Below are 17837 nucleotides of genomic sequence, written 5' to 3' on the forward strand. Positions count from 1 at the left end.
GGGGAAACGCTACTGGAAACACGCTTTCATTGCATCGAAGCTGTTATTACATGAAGTCCAACATACTGATCGGCATCGACATGGGCTCGAGCAGCCTCAAGGCCCTGGCCCTCGACGCCGGGAGCGGCCGGGCGCTGGCGCTGTCCCGGCTGCCCCTGCCGCACGACCGGCTGCCTGCGGGCGGATGCGAAACGAGCGCGCTCGCCATCCGCTCGGCCCTGACCCACGTGCTGCGCGACGTCGCCCACCAGCTCGGCGCGCGCGTGAACGAGGTGCGCGCCATCGGCTGCACCGGCCACGGCGCCGGGCTCTATGCGCTCGATGCAAACCATGAACTGGTGGGCGGCAGGGCGGTGGCCTCGACCGACCAGCGCGCCGATGCAAGGGCGCGTTCGCTGGCGCGGCGGCACGGCCCGGCGCTGTTCGCCGACGTCGGCTGCCAGCCCTGGCCGGGCCAGCCCACGGTGATCGCGGCCGAGCTGCTAGGCGCCGACGCGGTGCAGCGCGGCCTGCTGCACCGCCTGCTGTTTGCCAAGGACTACCTGGGCTTCCTGCTGACCGGCGAGATCGCCACCGATGCCAGCGACGCCAGCACCGCGGGGCTGCTGGCGATCGCCTCGGGCCAGTGGTCGCAGGCCGCCTTCGACGCCTCGGGCATCGCCGGCCTCGGCCCGCGCGCCTTCGGGCCGCTGCTGCGCAGCGGCGAGGTGATGGGCCTGCTGCGGCCCGCGGAGGCGGATTCGTGCGGATTGCCTGCGGGCATTCCGGTCGCGATGGGCGCCATCGACCTGCTGGCCTCGATGACCGCGGTCGGCGCCGAGGCGCGCGGCCGCGCGGTGTCGGTGCTCGGCACCTGGTGCGTGAACGCGGTGATCGGACCGGTGATCGCGCCCCAGCCCGATGTCGTGGCGGTGGTCAACTTCGGCCGCGCGCAGCAGCGGCTCTACCTGGAGAACAGCCCCTCGTCGATGGCCAACATCGCCTGGCTGGCCGGCGTGCTGGGCCTGCCCGATGCGCGGGCCGTGCTCGACCTCGCGATGTCGGTGCCGCTGGGCGCGCGCGGCCTGCGCTTCCTGCCTTTCGTCAACGGCGGCGCCGGCATCACGGCCGGCTTCGTCGGTCTGCAGAGCCATCACACGCGCGCCGACATGGCGCGTGCGGTGGTCGATGCCACCGCGGCGCTGCATGCCCGCCACACGGCGCGCCTCGCGGCCTGCGGCCTGCCGGTGTCGGCCTCGACCGTGCTGGGCGGCGGCGCCAGCGACGTGCGGCTGGTGCGCCTGCTCGCATCCTTCCTCGGCCGCCCGGTCGAGCGCTGCGCCGACGACGAGACCGGCGCGCGCGGGGCGGCGCTCTATGCCGCCATGTCGCAGGACATCGACCACGCCGCACCCGGCAGCGTGCTGCTCGCGCCTTGCGACGGCGTCGAGCCCGACGCGCGCGAGGCCCAGGCCCATGCGGACTTCCAGGCCGGCTTCAACGAACTGATCGACACCATGTCCCCTGTGTTCTCGCACCTGGCCGGAGGCGTGCAATGAGCGCCGCGCCACAGCCCTTCGTGCGCCCGGCCGCGATCGCCGAGCGCCACTTCTCGACCGTGGTCATCGGCGCCGGCATCAACGGCGTCGGCGTGTTCCGCGACCTGTGCCTGCAGGGCGTCGACTGCCTGATCGTCGACAAGGGCGACTTCAGCGCGGGCGCCAGCAGCGCGCCCTCGCGCATGATCCACGGCGGCCTGCGCTACCTCGAGAGCGGCAGCTTCTCGCTGGTGGCCGAGGCCACGCGCGAGCGCAACCGGCTGCTGCGCAATGCGCCGCACCTGGTGCAGCCTCTGGAGACCGTGGTGCCGCTGTCGAGCCTGTCCGGCGGCCTGGTCAGCAGTGCGCTGAAGTTCTTCGGCCGCACGCCGCCGCCGCGCACGCGCGGGCTGCTGGCGGTGGCCGCGGGCCTGCGGCTCTACGACCTGCTGGGCCGGCGCCAGCGCGTGATGCCCACCCATCGCATCCGCCGCGTGCCACCGGCCGACCGGCGCCTGTTCCGTGCCGCCGTGCGCTGGACCGCGACCTTCTTCGACGCCTGGATCCGTCATCCCGAATGGCTGGTGCTCGAACTGATCGGCGACGCCTGCCGCGACCAGCCGCGCTCGGCCGCGGTCAACCATTGCCGCGTGACGGGCTGCGCGGGCAAGGTGCTCACGCTGCGCGACGAGCTCACGGGCGCGCTGGTGCAGGTGACGGCCGACACCGTGGTCAACGCCACCGGCGCCTGGCTCGACCGCAGTGCGTCGCTGCTGGGCGGCGCCCCGGCGCGGGTCATGGGCACCAAGGGCTCGCACCTGGTGCTCGACCATCCCGCGCTGCGCGATGCGCTCGAGGGCCGCATGGCCTACTTCGAGGCCGCGGACGGGCGGGTGTGCATCGTCTATCCCTTCCTCGGCCGAGTGCTGGTGGGCTCGACCGACATCCCGGTGGACGACCCCGACCGGATCGCGACCGAGCCGGCCGAGGTCGACTACCTGCTCGAGGTGCTGGCCGAAGTCTTTCCGAACCTGGCCTTCGGCCGCGGCGACGTGGTCTACACCTATGTCGGCGTGCGCCCGCTCGCGCGCTCCGACGCCGACCAGCCGGGCCAGATCTCGCGCGACCACTCGGTGGTGGTGGATGCGCCCGATGGCACGCGCGACATCCCGGTGGTCGGCCTGGTCGGCGGCAAGTGGACCACCTTCCGCGCGCTGGCCGAGGAGGCCACCGACGCCGTGCTGCGGCTGCTGGGCCGCGCGCGCAGCGCATCGACCGCAGCGCTGGCCATCGGCGGCGCCGCGGACCTGCCGGCCGACGCCGCGGCCACCGAGCGCTTCCTGGCGGGCATCGTGACGTCCTCCGGCCTGAGCCCTGCGCGCGCCCGCACGCTGCTGCGCCGCTACGGCACGCAGGCCTTGCCGCTGGCACAAGGCTTTGCCGCGGCGGGCGACGTGCCGCTGCTGCATGCGCCCGACCATTCGATGGCCGAACTCCGCCACCTGTGCCGCGAAACGGGCGTGGTCCATCTCGACGATCTGGTGATCCGCCGAACGCTGCTCGCGATCCGTGGTCTGGTCACCGACGCCGCGCTGGCCGAGATGGCCGCCGTCGCCGCCGAGGCGTTGGGTTGGGACGCTGACCGGCAGCATCGGGAACTGCAGGCCTGCGCCACCGCATTGCGCGAGCGGCACGGCGTGCGCCTCGCGCCGGTGCAGCCCAGGGCGCCCTCTGCTTTCGATGCATCATTGACGAACCGCTCGGCCCTTGGCCAGTCCTAACGTGAACGCTTCCACCGACCCCACGACCGTGCTCGACCGCGGCTCCGAATCGCCCCTCTGGGCCCAGTTCCGCGATGCCATCCGCCTGCAGATCCTGCAGGGCGTGCTGCCGATCGGCGCCAAGCTGCCGTCCGAGGCCGAGCTCGGCGAGCAGTTCGGCATCTCGCGCATCGTGGTGCGCGAGGCGCTGGCCGACCTGGTGCGCAACAACCTCATCTACAAGATCAAGGGCCGCGGCGCCTTCGTGTCGGCGCGCGAGCGCGACGAGGACTTCGTCTCGACCGTGCTCGGCTTCTCCGACGAGATGGAACGCAAGGGCCGCTCGGTGCGCACCCAGATCCTGACGCAGGAGCTGCGCGCCCCCACCGCGCAGGAGGCCGTGTCGCTGGGCCTCACCGACGACACCCAGGTGGTGGCGCTCAAGCGCCTGCGCAGTGTCGACGGCGAGCTGCGGCTGCTGGTCGAGACCGTGGTGCCGGCCGACCTCGCGCCGGGCCTGCACCGCACGCGCCTGGACGACCGCTCCCTCTACGACGTGCTGCGCCGCCAGTACGGCCTGCGCCTGGTGCGCGCCGAGCGCTGGATCGACGCGGTGCTGCCCGATGCGCAGACCTGCGAGCTGTTGAACCTGCCCACGCCGGAGCCGCTGCTGCGCATCGAATCGATCGCCTACGGCGCCAACGGCCGGCCGCTGGAGCACTACCGCGCGCTGCACCGCTGCAAGACCAGCCGCCTGCACGTGCAGACGACGACCTGAGGGGGATCGGGAGCGGGCAGCCGGACGCAGAGGTCGCAGAGCTTGCGCAGAGGTCGCAGAAGAAACCGAAGAATCGATCTCGATTTCTTCTGCGACTTCTGCGTCGCTTTTGTCTTCCTTCTGCGTCCGGCTGTCCGGCTTCTTCTTCAGGCCCGGGCCACCTTCGCCGGCCACAGCACCGAGGCGATCGCGACCATCATCAGCGCCACCGCGACCCCGTCCTGCCAGTGCACGACCTCGCCCAGCCACACCGCGCCGCTGAACACGCCCAGCACCGGAATGAACATCACGCTCAGCGTCGAGGCCACGGGCGGCAGCCCGCGTGCCAGGTAGAACCAGGCGGCGTGCGCGAAGCCGAAGATCAGCACCGCGTTGTAGCCGATCGAGCCCCAGGTCACGGCACCGGGCCAGTCCAGCTGCTCGCGCTCGAAGAGCAGCGACAGCACGGTCATCACCACCGCCGTCATCGCCGTCATCCAGAACGACAGTGTGAGCGTCGGCAGCCCGATGCGCGTGTGGCGCAGCTGCTGCGTGCCCAGCGCCCAGGTGGCGGCGGCCACCAGCGCCAGTGCGACGTAGCCGGGCCGTCCCGCGAGGCCCGTGAGTTCGTGCCACAGCAGCAGCCCGACGCCGATCGCACAGGCGCCCACGCCCAGCCAGGCGCGCCGCGTGAGCACGGCCGAGAACAGCAGTGCGCCGATCACGGCCGAGAACACCGGCATCGTGTAGCCCAGGATCGCGGCGCGTCCGCCTGACAGCGCCTTCACCGCCAGGATGATGCAGGCGTGCCAGACGAACATGTTGGTGGCGCCCAGCCACACCAGCTCGGGCCAGGCGCTGCGCGGCACGCGGAACGGCACCTTCATCCACACCAGCGCGAGCCCCAGCACCGGCAGGCCCAGCCAGATCGAGATCGCGCGGAAGCCCAGCGGCGGGTAGTCCGCCACGCCGAGCTTCATCACCGGCCAGTTGAAACCCCAGGTGAGGGTCAGGAGAAGGAGCAGGACGAACTGGCGCGCGGTGAAGGAGGGCATGGGGCGCGATTGTGGCGTGGGGTGTGGGTTCGTGCTGACGCTCGATGGATCGGGCCTGTCTGGTGCCCTGCCAAAAGACAGCCCGGAACCCTAGAATGCCTTGATGGAAGCGCAAGCGTTGTTGATTGCTTTGCACGACGAGTCGGCGGGATATGACATCACGCCCGACAGAGTGCCGCTGTCCGTGTTGCGCAACTTCGCGAGGGATGTAGACGAGTTCTTGCGCGGAGATGGCCATGACGTGGACACCAGCGCGCTGGATGTCTCCGTGGTGAACGGATCGTTGGGGATTCGGACATTCCCCACGGCCAACCCTGTCTTGATGAATGACTTGCGCAAGCTGGCGAGCGACCAGCAGATGGACGGCGTCAGCCCGAAGCGCCGCGCGGTGGTCGAGCGATGGCAGAAAACTGCCCGCGGCGGGCGGCAGTGGCGCGTGAGCATCGCATCCGCTTTCCTGCCGGCGGCCATCGTCATCAGCGCCGAGTCCGACTTTCGCGCCGACGATGCGGACCAGTGGGTTCGTGTGGAACGCTATGTGCGCGGCGAGATCGAGGACATGGGCGGGCACACCAAGCCGAATGCGCACATACGCCTGCCGGATGGCAAAGCACTTCTCGTCGATGCTGCACGCGAGATGCTCCGCGACGAGAAGATCAATCGGCTGTACAAGCCCGCGATGATCCGAATCGTGGCCGAGTACAACGTGGCGACGCGCGAATACCGCAATGCCCGATTGCTCGAATTCGTCGAGCACGAGAGCCGGTTCGATGAGAAGGCGCTCGATCGCCTCACCCAACGCGGCGCCAAAGCCTGGCGCGACGTACCCGATGCGGGCACCTGGATCGACGAACTCAGGGGCAGCAAGGAATGAGCGCGATCCTGCTGGACACCCGCTACCTGATCTCGCTGGCCGATCCTGCACGTGCGCACCACCTGACGGCCGTCAGCTATCTGCGCGAGGCCCTGAAGCGCAGTGTGCCCCTGTACCTCTCGGCCGTCGCGGCCTCCGAGTTCCAGGTCAAGCAGCCCGTAACCGACCTGCCCTTGCGCAATTTCGAGGTGCTGGCTGCCTTTCAACATCGACCATGCCATGACGGCGGGTTTGCTGATGCGGAACCTCCAGCGAGACGCCAGTGACGATCGCAGTGCGGTCAAGGACGACGTCAAGCTGATCGCTCAGGCGATATGTGAATCACTGACGCACATCCTCACCGAAGATGCCCAGACCCTGGTGAAGTATCTGAAGCGCTTGAACAAGGATGGCGCCAGCAGCGTGAAGCCCATCCTGCTGGCCGATGGCTTCGACTCCGCCTGGTTCGACAATGGGCAGCGGGGCCTGCTGAGCGAGTGACGCCGATCGAGCGGGGCCGGGTGCCGTGGCGATGAACCGGTCTGCTTCAGCCCGTCGTGGCTGCGGGTGCCGCGTTCAGATCGAGGGACTTCGCTCGCCCTCGAGTTGCAAGCGGTAGCGCTCCAGCATCTGCGCCTGCGACTCCGTCACGGGGCCGGCGCCGATCTGGTCGTGGATCATCTGGTTCATGCTGGGCAGCGCCGCGCGCGATTCGGCGGTGCGCGCCTGCCACAGGCGCGAACGCATGAAGGCTTTGGCGCAGTGCAGATAGGCTTCGCGCACGGCCACCTCGATCACCAGTTTCGGCCGCTGGCGCTCGTGTGCGAAGCGGTCCTTGAAAGACGGCTCGTCGCGCAGCCGTGCCGTGCCGTTCACGCGCAGCGTCTCATCCACGCCGGGGATCATGAAGATCAGCGAAATGCGCGGGTCGCGCAACAGGTTTTCCAGCGTGTCCAGCCGGTTGTTGCCGCCCGAGTCCGGCAGCCACAGCGTGGCGCCGTCGTCGCTGGTCTTGATGAAGCCGGGCTCGCCGCCGCGCGGGGAGGCGTCGAGCAATGCATCCCCCGTTCCCGCGCTGGCGACGACGCAGAAGGGCGCCAGCGCGACGTATCGTCGGCCGTGAATGTCGAGGCGGTCGAGCTGCTTTCGCAGTGCACGCTCACCAGGTTCGGCATAGAGGGCGCGCAGTTGTGCAAGGGTGCTGATCATGGTCGGTCCCGTGTGGCTTGCACCTGATTCTGCCCTCGGGCTCGTCACCGATCCCGAGGAGCGCGAGCCTTCAGCCGCTGGACGCCGCCAGCGGCAGCAGCACGGTCACCGTGCTGCCCTGTCCCAGCCCGGCACTGGCGGCCGAGACCTCGCCGCCGTGCCGCTCGACGATCTTCTTCACGATGGCCAGGCCCAGCCCCAGCCCGCCCTCGGCATTGGACGCGGCACCGGGCGCCTGCACGAAAGGCTCGAACAGCTCGTCGATGGCGCCGGGCTGCATGCCGATGCCGTTGTCGCTCACGGTGACGGCCACCTTGCGCGCCGCGGTGAGGCGAAGGTCCAGCGCCACCTCGCCGCCCGGGTCGGTGTACTTGGCCGCGTTGTTGAGCAGGTTGGCGAACACCTGCACCAGGCGCGTCGCATCGCCGAGCACCTCGACCGGCACGGCGCCCAGGTCGGTGCGCAGCCGATGCCCCTTCTTCGCGATCAGGGGCCCGCTCTGCTCCAGCGCCTGCGCCAGCACCGCGCGCAGGTCCACCGGCCGCAGGTCGAGCTGGAACTCGCCGCGCATGACGCCCGAGAGGTCGACCAGGTCGTTCGCCATGCGCGTCATCTGCTGCACCTGGCGCCCGATGAGTTCGCTGGCCCAGGCCACCCGCTTCGCGTCGTCGGGGGCGCGCCGCAGCAGTTCCTGCGCCGAATGCAGCGCCGCCAGCGGGTTGCGAATCTCGTGCCCCAGCGTGGCCATGGCGTGGTCCTTGGCGCGGTTGCTGGCCCGCAGTTGCCGCACGCTCTCGGCCAGTGCATGGCGCGACGTCCGCAGCCGCCCGCCGATGAGGCCGATGCTCAGGCCGATCACCAGGAACAGCACGGTCCGGCTGATGTTCTGGGGCTGGAGGAAATCGTGCAGCCCGGTGCCGTTGCCGATGAAGAAGTAGGTGCCGATGGAGGTGCTCAGCACGGTGGCGAACAGCGCCGGCCCGAAGCCGCCGTACAGCGCGGCCACCACGACGGCGAGCGACAGGATCAGGTAGGGGCCCTGCTGCCCCAGCAGGGGGTTCATCAGGTAGCGCAGCAGCAGCGCAGCCAGCACCGCGACCAGCGCCATGGCGTAGTCGCGCGCCTGGGCGCCGGCGGCGGGTCGCTCGGGCGGCATCAGTGGCATGGTCTGGGAGGCCCGGTGTGCGGCTTGGAAAGGCGAGGCGGCCCGCTCAGAGCAGCCGCTTCAGGTACCGCCCGGTGTGGCTCGCCTCGTTCGCCGCGATGTCCTCCGGCGTGCCTTCGCCCACCACCGTGCCGCCGCCGGCGCCGCCTTCGGGGCCCATGTCGATCAGCCAGTCGGCGGTCTTGATGACGTCGAGGTTGTGCTCGATCACCACGATGGTGTTGCCCGCGTCGCGCAGCTGGTGCAGCACCTTGAGCAGCAGTTCGATGTCGGCGAAGTGCAGGCCGGTGGTCGGTTCGTCGAGGATGTAGAGCGTGCGGCCGGTGTCGCGCTTGCTGAGCTCGAGCGCGAGCTTCACGCGCTGCGCCTCGCCGCCCGACAGCGTGGTCGCGGCCTGGCCCAGCTTGATGTAGGAGAGGCCCACGTCCAGCAGCGTGTGCAGCTTGCGCTCGATGGTCGGCACGGCCTTGAGGAATTCGTGCGCGGTCTCGACCGTCATCTCGAGGATCTGCGCGATGTTCCTGCCCTTGTACTGGACCTCGAGCGTCTCGCGGTTGTAGCGCTGGCCGTGACAGACCTCGCAGGGCACGTAGACGTCGGGCAGGAAGTGCATCTCCACCTTGACCACGCCGTCGCCCTGGCAGGCCTCGCAGCGCCCGCCCGCCACGTTGAAGCTGAAGCGGCCCGGGCCGTAGCCGCGTTCGCGCGCGGTGTTGGTCTCGGCCATCAGCTCGCGGATCGGCGTGAACAGGCCGGTGTAGGTGGCCGGGTTGCTGCGCGGGGTGCGGCCGATCGGGCTCTGGTCGACGTTGATGACCTTGTCGAAGTACTCGATGCCCTCGATGGCCTCGTGCTCGGCCGGCTCGTCGTGGGCGCGGTAGAGCGTGCGCGCCACCGCGCTGTAGAGCGTGTCGTTGACCAGCGTCGACTTGCCCGAGCCCGACACGCCGGTCACGCAGGTCAGCAGGCCGACCGGGAAGGCCACGCTCACGTTCTTGAGGTTGTTGCCGCTGGCGTTGACCACGCGGATCTCCTGCAGCTCGCCTTGCGAAGCCAGGTGCGCGGCCTCGCGCGCGGCGCGGCGCTCGGCGGCCGGGCTCTGCGGGAAGCGCGATGCCGAAGCCTTCTTGCCTTCGTTGAAGGCCGGCTTGGCCACCACCGGCAGCCAGGCCGTGCGATGCACCGGCACCGCGATCTTCTTGGTGCCCGACAGGTACTGGCCGGTGAGCGAATCCGGATTGGCCGCGACCTCGGCATAGGTGCCCTCGGCCATCACGCGCCCGCCATGCACGCCCGCGCCCGGGCCCATGTCGATCACGTGGTCGGCGGCGGCGATCATGTCCTCGTCGTGCTCGACCACGATCACGCTGTTGCCGATGTCGCGCAGATGCTTGAGCGTGCCGATCAGCCGGTCGTTGTCGCGCTGGTGCAGGCCGATGCTGGGTTCGTCGAGCACGTACATCACGCCGGTCAGGCCCGAGCCGATCTGCGAGGCCAGCCGGATGCGCTGCGACTCGCCGCCCGACAGCGTCTCGGCGCTGCGGTCCAGGCTCAGGTAGTTGAGGCCCACGTCGTTGAGGAACTTGAGCCGCAGCCCGATCTCGCGCACCACCTTGTCGGCGATCTCGGCCTTGGCCCCGCGCAGCTTCAGCGTCTGGAAGTAGGCCAGGCTGTCGCGCAGCGTCAGGTGGCTGACCTCGTAGATCGCCAGCTTCGGCGGCAGGCTGCCGTCGTCGCGCGGCGTGTCGTCGACCAGGAAGACGTTGCGCGCCTCGATGCGCAGCCGCGAGCCGCCGCAGTCTGGGCAGGGCTGCAGGTTGCGGTAGCGCGCCAGGTCCTCGCGCACCAGCGTGGAGTCGGTCTCGCGGTAGCGCCGCTCCATGTTCGAGATGATCCCTTCGAAGGGATGCTTCTTCACCAGCTTCTTGCCGGCCGAGGCGCCCGACTCCATGGTGTAGCTGAACTTGATCTCTTCCTCGCCCGAGCCCTGCAGCAGCACCGCCTGCACATCGGCCGGCAGCGACTCGAAGGGCGCGTCGACGTTGAACTTGTAGTGCTTGGCGACGCTCTCGATCATGCTGAAGTAGTAGCCGTTGCGGCGGTCCCAGCCCTTGATCGCGCCGCTGGCCAGCGACAGCGAGGCGAAGGCGACCACCCGGCTCGGGTCGAAGAACTCGCGGTGGCCCAGGCCGTCACAGCTGGGGCAGGCGCCGACCGGCGAGTTGAAGGAGAACAGCCGCGGTTCCAGTTCGGCCAGCGAGTAGTGGCAGATGGGGCAGGCGAACTTGGCGTTGAACAGGTGCTCCTTGCCGGCCACGGTGTTCTCGTCGCCCATCTCCAGCGTGATGGCGCGGCCGTCGGCCAGGCGCAACGCGGCCTCGAAGCTCTCGGCCAGGCGCTGCTGCATGTCGGGGCGCGCGCGCAGCCGGTCGATCACCACGTCGATGTCGTGCTTCTCGGTCTTCTTGAGCTTGGGCAGGTCGTTGTATTCGTAGGTCGCGCCGTCGACGCGAAAGCGCACATAGCCCGCGGCCTGCATCTCGGCGAAGAGCTCGAGGAACTCGCCCTTCTTCTCGCGCGCGACCGGCGCCAGGATCATGAGGCGCGGCTCGTCGGGGATGGCCAGCGTCGCATCGACCATCTGCGACACCGTCTGCGCCTGCAGCGGCAGGTGGTGGTCGGGGCAGTAGGGCGTGCCGGCACGGGCGTAGAGCAGGCGCAGGTAGTCGTGGATCTCGGTCACCGTGCCCACGGTGGAGCGCGGGTTGTGGCTGGTGGCCTTCTGCTCGATGCTGATCGCGGGCGACAGGCCCTCGATCACGTCGACATCGGGCTTGTCCATGAGCTGCAGGAACTGCCGCGCATAGGCCGACAGGCTTTCCACATAGCGGCGCTGGCCCTCGGCGTACAGCGTGTCGAAGGCCAGGCTGGACTTGCCCGAGCCCGACAGGCCGGTGATCACCACCAGCTTGTTGCGCGGGATGTCGAGGTCGACGTTCTTGAGGTTGTGCGTGCGTGCGCCGCGGATGCTGATGCGCTGCTGCGCGAGCACGGCACCGAGGTAGGCGTCGTTTTGGGGCGAATTCACAGGCGGCGGTCCGATTTTTTGGGCAACCGGACATGATAGACGCCCGGGCTTTCCTCGGCTGGGCTCCGGTTTAGGCCGGCCCGGAACCCGCCGCGGTGCCGGCGACGGCCGGTTCCCGCAGGCCGGCCCCGAGCGGCGATAATCGCCGGTTCTTTTTTCCTCCTCTTCATCCATTCATCAGGGGCAGTGCACATGGCATCGGTCAACAAAGTCATCCTCGTCGGCAATCTGGGCCGCGATCCCGAAACCCGTACCTTCCCGAGCGGGGACCAGGTCTGCAACGTGACCCTGGCCACCACCGACAAGTGGAAGGACAAGCAGAGCGGCGAGATGAAGGAAGCGACCGAGTGGCACCGCCTGGTGTTCAACGGCCGCCTCGCCGAAATCGCCGCGCAATACCTGCGCAAGGGCTCGCAGATCTACGTCGAAGGCCAGATCCGCACCCGCAAGTACCAGGACAAGGACGGCGTCGAGAAGTACGCCACCGACATCCGCGTCGACCAGATGCAGATGCTGGGCAGCCGCCAGGGCATGGGCGGCCCGGCCGGCGGCGGTGACGACGGCGGCTATTCGCAGGGCGGCGGCAACGGCGGCGGCGGTGGTGGCGGTTACTCGCGTCCCGCGGCCGCGGCACCGCGCCAGGCACCGGCCCCCCGCCAGGCACCGGCCTCGGCGCCGGCGCGTTCGTCGTCGGGCTTCGACGACATGGACGACGACATTCCGTTCTGAAGCCTTTCGGCCCTCTCGCCCAATGAACAAGGGCCTGCGCTTCGAGCCGCAGGCCCTTTTTTCTTGTGGCCGGAAATCCATGGCCACACAGGGCTGAGGGGGCCTGGCCTACCGCTTCGAGCCCCCCGGGTAGTCCTTGACCACCTCCAGGAATGCCGCGAGGACCGGCGAGCGATCGGCCTGCCGGTAGACGCAGCTCAGCTCGATGTCCTTGAGGTGGCGCGACTTCAACGGCCGAAACACCACGCCGGGCAGCCGGAGCATGGCGCCGGATTCGGTCGTGATGCAGAGCCCGAGCCGGGCCGACACCAGCGCCACGCAGGTCGTGACGTCCTCCACTTCCTGCGCGATGCGCAGCGCCACCTTCTCCCGCCGGAACGCGTTCATGACCTCCTGCGCGAGCCCGGCCAGGGGCGTGTTTGGGTAGAGGACCATGGGTTCGTCCGCCAGGTCGGCGATCGAGACCTGCGTCCGCGCGGCCAGCGCATGGTCCTCGTGCATGCCCACGTACATCGGCTCGCGCAGCACCCGGCGCACGGCCAGATCGGGCTCCGCGGGCGGCAGGCGATGGAAGCCGACCGTGATCCGGTGCTCGCGCAGCGCCTGGATCTGCTCCCCCTTGGTCAGCGTGTGCAGGTGGATGCGCACGTCGGGGCGCAGCGCATGGAAGCGGCCGATCAGCAGCGGGATCACATGGAGCACGCCCGAACCGAAGATGCCGACCTGCAGGTCCCCCGTCAGGCCCTTGCCCGCGCGCAGGGCGCGTTCGCGCGCGAGCTGGGACAGGGCCAGGATGTTGGGCACGTCCTGCAGCAGCGATTCGGCGGCTTCGGTGAGTTCCACGCCGCGCGGGGTGCGCAGGAACAGCGGCGTTCCCAGGTCCTCCTCGAGCTGCCGGATCTGCCGCGACAGCGGCGGTTGCGCCATGTGCAGGCGCTCGGCCGCGCGGGAAAAGCTGCGTTCCTGCGCGAGCGCCAGGAAGTAGCGCATCTGTCGCAAATCCATTCGATGACTCCTCGGGCAGGGGATACCAAAAAAGTATGGCAGGCGCCCACGACAGTATTGGACTGTATCGCGCGGCAGCGCGAACATTCGGGCCGGCAAGACCCGCAGCGTGGCAGAAGACGGCAGACAGGAGACCCGGACGATGATCATCAAGACCCAGCAGGACGTGACCGCCGCGGTGCTCGCGGAACTCGCGCGCGCCGAAGACCCGCGCTTCAGGGAGATCATGCAGGCCGCGGTCCGGCACCTGCATGGCTTCGTGCGCGACGCCCGCCTGACCGAGGCCGAGTTCCACCGGTCGTGCGCGCTGATCGCGCAGCTCGGGCAGCTCACGACCGCATCGCACAACGAGGTGGTACTGATCGCGGGCTCGCTGGGCATCTCTTCGCTGGTCTGCCTGCTGAACAACGGCGACCAGGGCCAGACCGACACCACCGCCAACCTGATGGGGCCGTTCTGGCGCATGGATTCGCCGCGCACCGAGAACGGCGGCTCCATCGTGCGCACCCCGACGCCTGGCGCGCCGATCTTCGTGGACGCCTGGGTGCGCGACCGCCAGGGCCAGCCGGTGGCGGGCGCCGAGGTCGACGTGTGGCACACCTCCGCCGATGGCCTCTACGAGAACCAGGACCCGGCCCAGGGCGACATGAACCTGCGCGGCAAGTTCATCACCGACGCCAAGGGGCACATCGCCTTCCGCAGCGTGAAGCCGGCGGGCTATCCGATCCCGCTGAGCGGGCCGGTGGGCGCGTTGCTGCGCGCGCAGGGGCGGCACAACATGCGGCCCGCGCACATCCACTTCATGATCCACAAGGCGGGCTTCAAGACCCAGTTCTCGCAGGTGTACTCGAGCGACGACCCGAACCTCGAGACCGATGTGCAGTTCGGCGTCACCCATGCGCTGGTCGGCCAGTACGTGCTCCATGGCAGCGGCGATGTGCCGCCCGCGGCGGACGTGAGCGGCCCCTGGTACTCGCTCGCACACCATTTCGTGATCGAGCCGGGCGAGGCCCGCCTGCCCGCGCCACCCATCACCGGCAAGGCCGGCGGCGAACGCCCGCAGCTTCAGGTGCTGGCGCGCCGCCCATGAAGAAGAGTCCGTCGCGCCCATGGCCCGGACCGGCCGGGACCGCCATCGCATGGCCGGTGCCGCCGCACCCCTTCCGCCCCCTTCCTCCTTCGAGTGCCGCCCCATGCCCATTGCATTGATCAAGATCATCGAGGGGCGCAGCGCCGAGAAGAAGCGACGCCTGATCGAAAGCGTGTCGCGCGCCATGGCCGACAGCCTGGAGATGCCGATCGATGGCGTGCGCGTGCTGCTGGACGAATACCCGGCGGACCGCTGGGGGCGCGGCGGACAGCCCGTCGGCCTCGCGCCGCCGAATGCCGAGCGCCCGCCGGACCCGGTGGCGCAGGCCACGGCCAAGCTGCTGTCCAACTGAATCAAGCCACGCGCTGCGAAGCGAAGGCGGCTGCGGTACCGCGGGTCGCCGGCAGAACCGCGAGCCCGTGGCGCTTCACACCGAACCACGGAGACACCATGAACGACAAGCCCCCACTCGACATCCAGCAGCTCATCGACCGGCAGCGCTTCGGCGCCTTCCACTGGGTGCTGCTGGCCCTCTGCTTCCTGATCCTGGTCGTGGACGGCTTCGACACGGCCGCGATCGGCTACATCGCCCCCGCCCTGCTGGCGGAGTGGGGTGTAGAGAAGTCCGCGCTCGGACCGGTGCTGAGTGCCGCGCTCTTCGGTCTCGCGATCGGTGCCGTCACCGCGGGGCCGCTGGCCGACCGGGTCGGCAGGAAGGCGGTGCTGGTGGTCTCGGTCGCCTTCTTCGGCATCGCCAGCCTGGCGACCGCCTTCTCCACCAGCCTCGAGATGCTGACGGTCCTGAGGTTCGTCACCGGAATCGGGCTGGGCGCAGCCATGCCGAACGCCGCGACCCTGACCGCGGAATACGCGCCGGCCGCGCGCCGCTCCCTGCTGACCAACGCGATGTTCTGCGGCTTCCCGCTGGGCGCGGCGGGCGGAGGGCTCGTCGCCGCATGGATGATTCCCCACCACGGGTGGCGAAGCGTCCTGGTGCTGGGCGGTGCCCTTCCGCTGGTGCTGGCCTGCGTCCTGGCGTGGCGGCTTCCCGAGTCGCTGCGCTACCTGGTCGTCAACCGCAAGCCCGCCGACCGCATCCGCAAGGTCCTGCGCCGCATGACGCAGCGGCCGATCGCCGAAGGCACGGTGTTCGTCGTGCCCGAACCGACCCAGGCCTCCGGCAAGCGCGCCATCGGCCTGGTGCTGTCGCGTGCCTACCTGCTCGGTTCGGTGATGCTCTGGCTGACCTACTTCATGGGATTGCTGATCTTCTACCTGCTGACCAGCTGGATGCCGGTGCTGATGAAGGAGGTGGGCTTCAGCATCGAGCGTGCGGCCCTGATGGCTGCGCTGTTCCCGCTGGGCGGCGGCATCGGTGCCGTGGCCGTCGGCTGGTTGATGGACCGCACCAACCCCCATGCGGTGATCGCCGCGGCCTATGCATTGACCGCGGCCTTCGTGTTCGGCATCGGCCAGGGCACCGCGAGCCTGGGGGTGCTCGCCACGCTCATCTTCCTGGCCGGCGTGTTCATGAACGGCGCGCAGACGGCGATGCCGGCGCTGGCGGCCCAGTTCTATCCGACGCAGGGCCGTGCGACCGGCGTGTCGTGGATGATGGGCATCGGTCGCTGCGGTGGCATCGCCGGCGCGCTGGTGGGCGCGGAGCTGATGCGCCGGCACCTGGGCTTCGACATGATCTTCACCCTGGCCAGCGTGCCGGCGCTCATCGCGACCCTGGCCCTGGTCGTCAAGCTCGTGGCCAGCCGGGGTGTGCACGCGCTGGCGACACCGGCCGACCTGGCGCAGCGAGCCCACTGAACGTGCAGAGGCCCTGGCCGTGCTGGCGCAGGGCATGCTCTCGAGGGAATGGGTCGCAGACAATGCGTCCCCATGACCATCAACCTGCAGACCCTCAAGTGCGCCGAATGCGGCAGCAGCGTGCTCAGGCGCACCGGCCTCAACCAGTACGAGTGTGCGCATTGCGGGTCGGTGGCGGTGGTGGAGGACGATGTCTCGGCGCGGCTCGACCGGGTGCTGGAGCAGGTCAAGGATGCGGCGGCCGATCGGCTGGCGAAGGAGCAGGCGGCGCGCGGTGCGCAGCAGATCCGCATGCTGGGGTTGGCCCTGGGCGCGATGGTGGTGCTGGGCGCCGTGGTCTTCGCCGTCAGCGCCTTCCTGCCCAAGAGCCGCTCCGGTGCGGCGATCGCGCCGCTGGCGGCGGTGAAGGTCGACCGCACGATCCCGGTCGACGGGCTCAAGCTCGGTGAGCCGCGCCAGGTGCTGGTCGGCAGTGGCAGCTCGGCGCGGCCAAGGCTCTTCGTGCTGGCGCGCAACGAGACCGGGCAGGCCCTCGAGACGCCGCGCGTCGAGGCGCAGTTCTACGACGGCGAGACCCGGCTCGGCACGCGCACCGAGAGCCTGCCGGTGGCGCTGCTGATGCCGGGCGAGTCGGCGCCGCTGCTGATCGATCTGCCCAACGGCGACCAGGCCGTCACGCGGCAGGAACTCACGGTGTCGCGGCTGTCCGCGCCCCAACGCGTGGTCGACGGGCCCGCCCTGCGCTTCGCGCGCGTGCGGCTGGTGCAGCAGAAGGACGAGCTGCGGCTGGTGGGCCGCCTCGTGAACCCGCGCACCGACGCCACGCTGACCGGCCTCCAGGTGCTGGCCACCGCCTACGACGACAGCGGCGCGCCGATCGGCTTTGGCCGCGGCTACGTGCAGGGCAGTGAACTGCGTCCCGGCGAACGCAGCGCGGTCGAGGTGCGCATCGACCGCTTCGGCGGCAGCACGCCCGTCGCCGCCTGGGACTACCGCATCGACCAGCATGTGAGCCATCCCGACGGCAGCCGCAGCGCGGTGCGCGCGGCCGACCGCGTGGTGCGCACCGTGGGCGCGCCCGAAGCCTTCAACCCCGAACTGCGCATGAGCACCGAGGACCTGCTGGCCGAAGACGCCGAACGCTTCGACCTGGCGCAACTCGAGCTGCTGCCGCTGATCCCCGGCGTCAACACGATCCGCCAGCGCACCTACATGACCGAGCTGGTGAATCGCAGCAAGGACCTGATCGCCGTCACGCCGGCCGCCGTGATCTCGCGCTTCGACGGCAACACCCTCGACGGCACCACGCGGCTCGATGGCATGGCCTACCTCTACCCGGGCGAGCGCATGCCGGTGCAGGTCGATCCGCTCCGGGCCGACCGCATCACGCAGACCCGGGTCGAGTGGAAGCCGATGCGTGCCGCGGCGTTGCCGGGCCCGCGCATCCCGCTCGAAGTGCGCGTGACCGGCACCGAGGCCCAGATGGGCAGCGTGCTGGTCAACTTCAGCCAGCGCTTCAGCTACAAGGCCGTGCTGGTCAAGGGCGAGGTGAAGAACCCGGGCGCGGCCATCGTGCGCAAGGCGCGGGTCTGGGTCAGCCTGCGCGACAAGGCGGGGCGGCTCACCGGCTTCAAGCCGGTCGACAAGCTGCCGGCCATCGGCCCGGGCGAGAGCGTGCCTTTCGAGGTGCGGATCGAGCAGCAGGGCGGCGATTTCGCGACGGTGAGCACGGTCTACCAGAGCACGGATTAGGGTGAACGGGCCCGTCGAAGGCTTCAAGTAAAGTGGCGC

Annotated in this window: 16 protein-coding genes; 11 read left to right on the plus strand and 5 right to left on the minus strand. The window is 69.7% G+C overall.

Going from position 1 to position 17837, the window contains the following annotated elements:
* The first annotated feature begins 50 nt into the window (after nt 1–50).
* From A9977_RS07330 to A9977_RS07340, 3 genes are read left to right on the plus strand one after another with little or no spacing between them, the layout of a single operon-like run.
* Nucleotides 51–1538, plus strand: a complete 1488-nt coding sequence (locus A9977_RS07330) for an FGGY family carbohydrate kinase (protein ID WP_183024228.1) — start codon at nt 51–53, stop codon at nt 1536–1538.
* Nucleotides 1535–3298, plus strand: a complete 1764-nt coding sequence (locus A9977_RS07335; RefSeq protein ID WP_183024229.1) for a glycerol-3-phosphate dehydrogenase/oxidase — start codon at nt 1535–1537, stop codon at nt 3296–3298. The genes A9977_RS07330 and A9977_RS07335 overlap by 4 nt, the downstream gene beginning before the upstream one ends.
* Nucleotide 3299: 1 nt before the next feature.
* Nucleotides 3300–4055, plus strand: a complete 756-nt coding sequence (locus A9977_RS07340) for a GntR family transcriptional regulator (protein WP_183024230.1) — start codon at nt 3300–3302, stop codon at nt 4053–4055.
* Between the two features lie 146 nt (nt 4056–4201).
* Here A9977_RS07340 and A9977_RS07345 read toward each other — a convergent pair whose 3' ends face one another.
* Nucleotides 4202–5089, minus strand: a complete 888-nt coding sequence (locus A9977_RS07345) for a DMT family transporter (protein WP_183024231.1) — start codon at nt 5087–5089, stop codon at nt 4202–4204.
* A 103-nt stretch (nt 5090–5192) separates the two neighbouring features.
* On the opposite strand from A9977_RS07345, the gene A9977_RS07350 reads away from it, so the two are divergent.
* From A9977_RS07350 to A9977_RS34055, 3 genes are read left to right on the plus strand one after another with little or no spacing between them, the layout of a single operon-like run.
* Nucleotides 5193–5963 carry a hypothetical protein gene (locus A9977_RS07350; RefSeq protein ID WP_183024232.1) on the plus strand — a complete coding sequence of 257 codons (771 nt, stop codon included), beginning with the start codon at nt 5193–5195 and terminating at the stop codon, nt 5961–5963.
* On the plus strand, nt 5960–6229 hold the full coding sequence (locus A9977_RS34050) for a hypothetical protein (RefSeq protein WP_220811585.1): 270 nt from the start codon (nt 5960–5962) through the stop codon (nt 6227–6229). Before A9977_RS07350 ends, A9977_RS34050 begins: the two co-directional genes overlap by 4 nt.
* A complete protein-coding gene (locus A9977_RS34055) occupies nt 6201–6443 on the plus strand; it encodes a hypothetical protein (protein WP_220811587.1) in 243 nt (80 codons plus the stop codon). Before A9977_RS34050 ends, A9977_RS34055 begins: the two co-directional genes overlap by 29 nt.
* A gap of 75 nt (nt 6444–6518) precedes the next feature.
* Here the strand turns inward: A9977_RS34055 and A9977_RS07360 are convergent, their stop codons facing one another.
* The 3 genes from A9977_RS07360 to uvrA all read right to left on the minus strand — a co-directional run bounded on the left by A9977_RS07360 (nt 6519) and on the right by uvrA (nt 11404).
* Nucleotides 6519–7151: an MSMEG_1061 family FMN-dependent PPOX-type flavoprotein gene (locus tag A9977_RS07360; RefSeq protein WP_183024233.1), complete on the minus strand. Its 633-nt coding sequence runs from the start codon at nt 7149–7151 to the stop codon at nt 6519–6521.
* Between the two features lie 70 nt (nt 7152–7221).
* Nucleotides 7222–8316 (minus strand): HAMP domain-containing sensor histidine kinase, encoded by a 1095-nt coding sequence (locus A9977_RS07365; RefSeq protein WP_183024234.1) that lies wholly within the window; start codon nt 8314–8316, stop codon nt 7222–7224.
* A gap of 46 nt (nt 8317–8362) precedes the next feature.
* Nucleotides 8363–11404, minus strand: coding sequence for an excinuclease ABC subunit UvrA (gene uvrA, locus A9977_RS07370; protein ID WP_183024235.1), 3042 nt, complete (start codon nt 11402–11404; stop codon nt 8363–8365).
* Nucleotides 11405–11596: 192 nt separating this feature from the next.
* On the opposite strand from uvrA, the gene ssb reads away from it, so the two are divergent.
* Nucleotides 11597–12133, plus strand: coding sequence for a single-stranded DNA-binding protein (gene ssb / locus A9977_RS07375; RefSeq protein ID WP_183024236.1), 537 nt, complete (start codon nt 11597–11599; stop codon nt 12131–12133).
* Nucleotides 12134–12241: 108 nt separating this feature from the next.
* Here the strand turns inward: ssb and A9977_RS07380 are convergent, their stop codons facing one another.
* The gene (locus tag A9977_RS07380; RefSeq protein WP_183024237.1) at nt 12242–13138 is read right to left on the minus strand and encodes a LysR substrate-binding domain-containing protein; all 897 of its coding nucleotides are present in this window, start codon (nt 13136–13138) and stop codon (nt 12242–12244) included.
* A 142-nt stretch (nt 13139–13280) separates the two neighbouring features.
* On the opposite strand from A9977_RS07380, the gene A9977_RS07385 reads away from it, so the two are divergent.
* From A9977_RS07385 to A9977_RS07400, 4 genes are all read left to right on the plus strand, one after another.
* A complete protein-coding gene (locus A9977_RS07385; protein WP_183024238.1) occupies nt 13281–14228 on the plus strand; it encodes a dioxygenase in 948 nt (315 codons plus the stop codon).
* A 103-nt stretch (nt 14229–14331) separates the two neighbouring features.
* Nucleotides 14332–14580, plus strand: a complete 249-nt coding sequence (locus A9977_RS07390; protein ID WP_183024239.1) for a 2-hydroxymuconate tautomerase family protein — start codon at nt 14332–14334, stop codon at nt 14578–14580.
* Between the two features lie 98 nt (nt 14581–14678).
* The gene (locus tag A9977_RS07395) at nt 14679–16046 is read left to right on the plus strand and encodes an MFS transporter (RefSeq protein ID WP_183024240.1); all 1368 of its coding nucleotides are present in this window, start codon (nt 14679–14681) and stop codon (nt 16044–16046) included.
* 72 nt (nt 16047–16118) lie between these two features.
* Nucleotides 16119–17798 carry an FxLYD domain-containing protein gene (locus tag A9977_RS07400; RefSeq protein WP_183024241.1) on the plus strand — a complete coding sequence of 560 codons (1680 nt, stop codon included), beginning with the start codon at nt 16119–16121 and terminating at the stop codon, nt 17796–17798.
* Nucleotides 17799–17837: the final 39 nt, after the last annotated feature.

Source organism: Variovorax sp. UMC13 (assembly GCF_014170375.1).
GTDB lineage: Bacteria > Pseudomonadota > Gammaproteobacteria > Burkholderiales > Burkholderiaceae_C > Variovorax.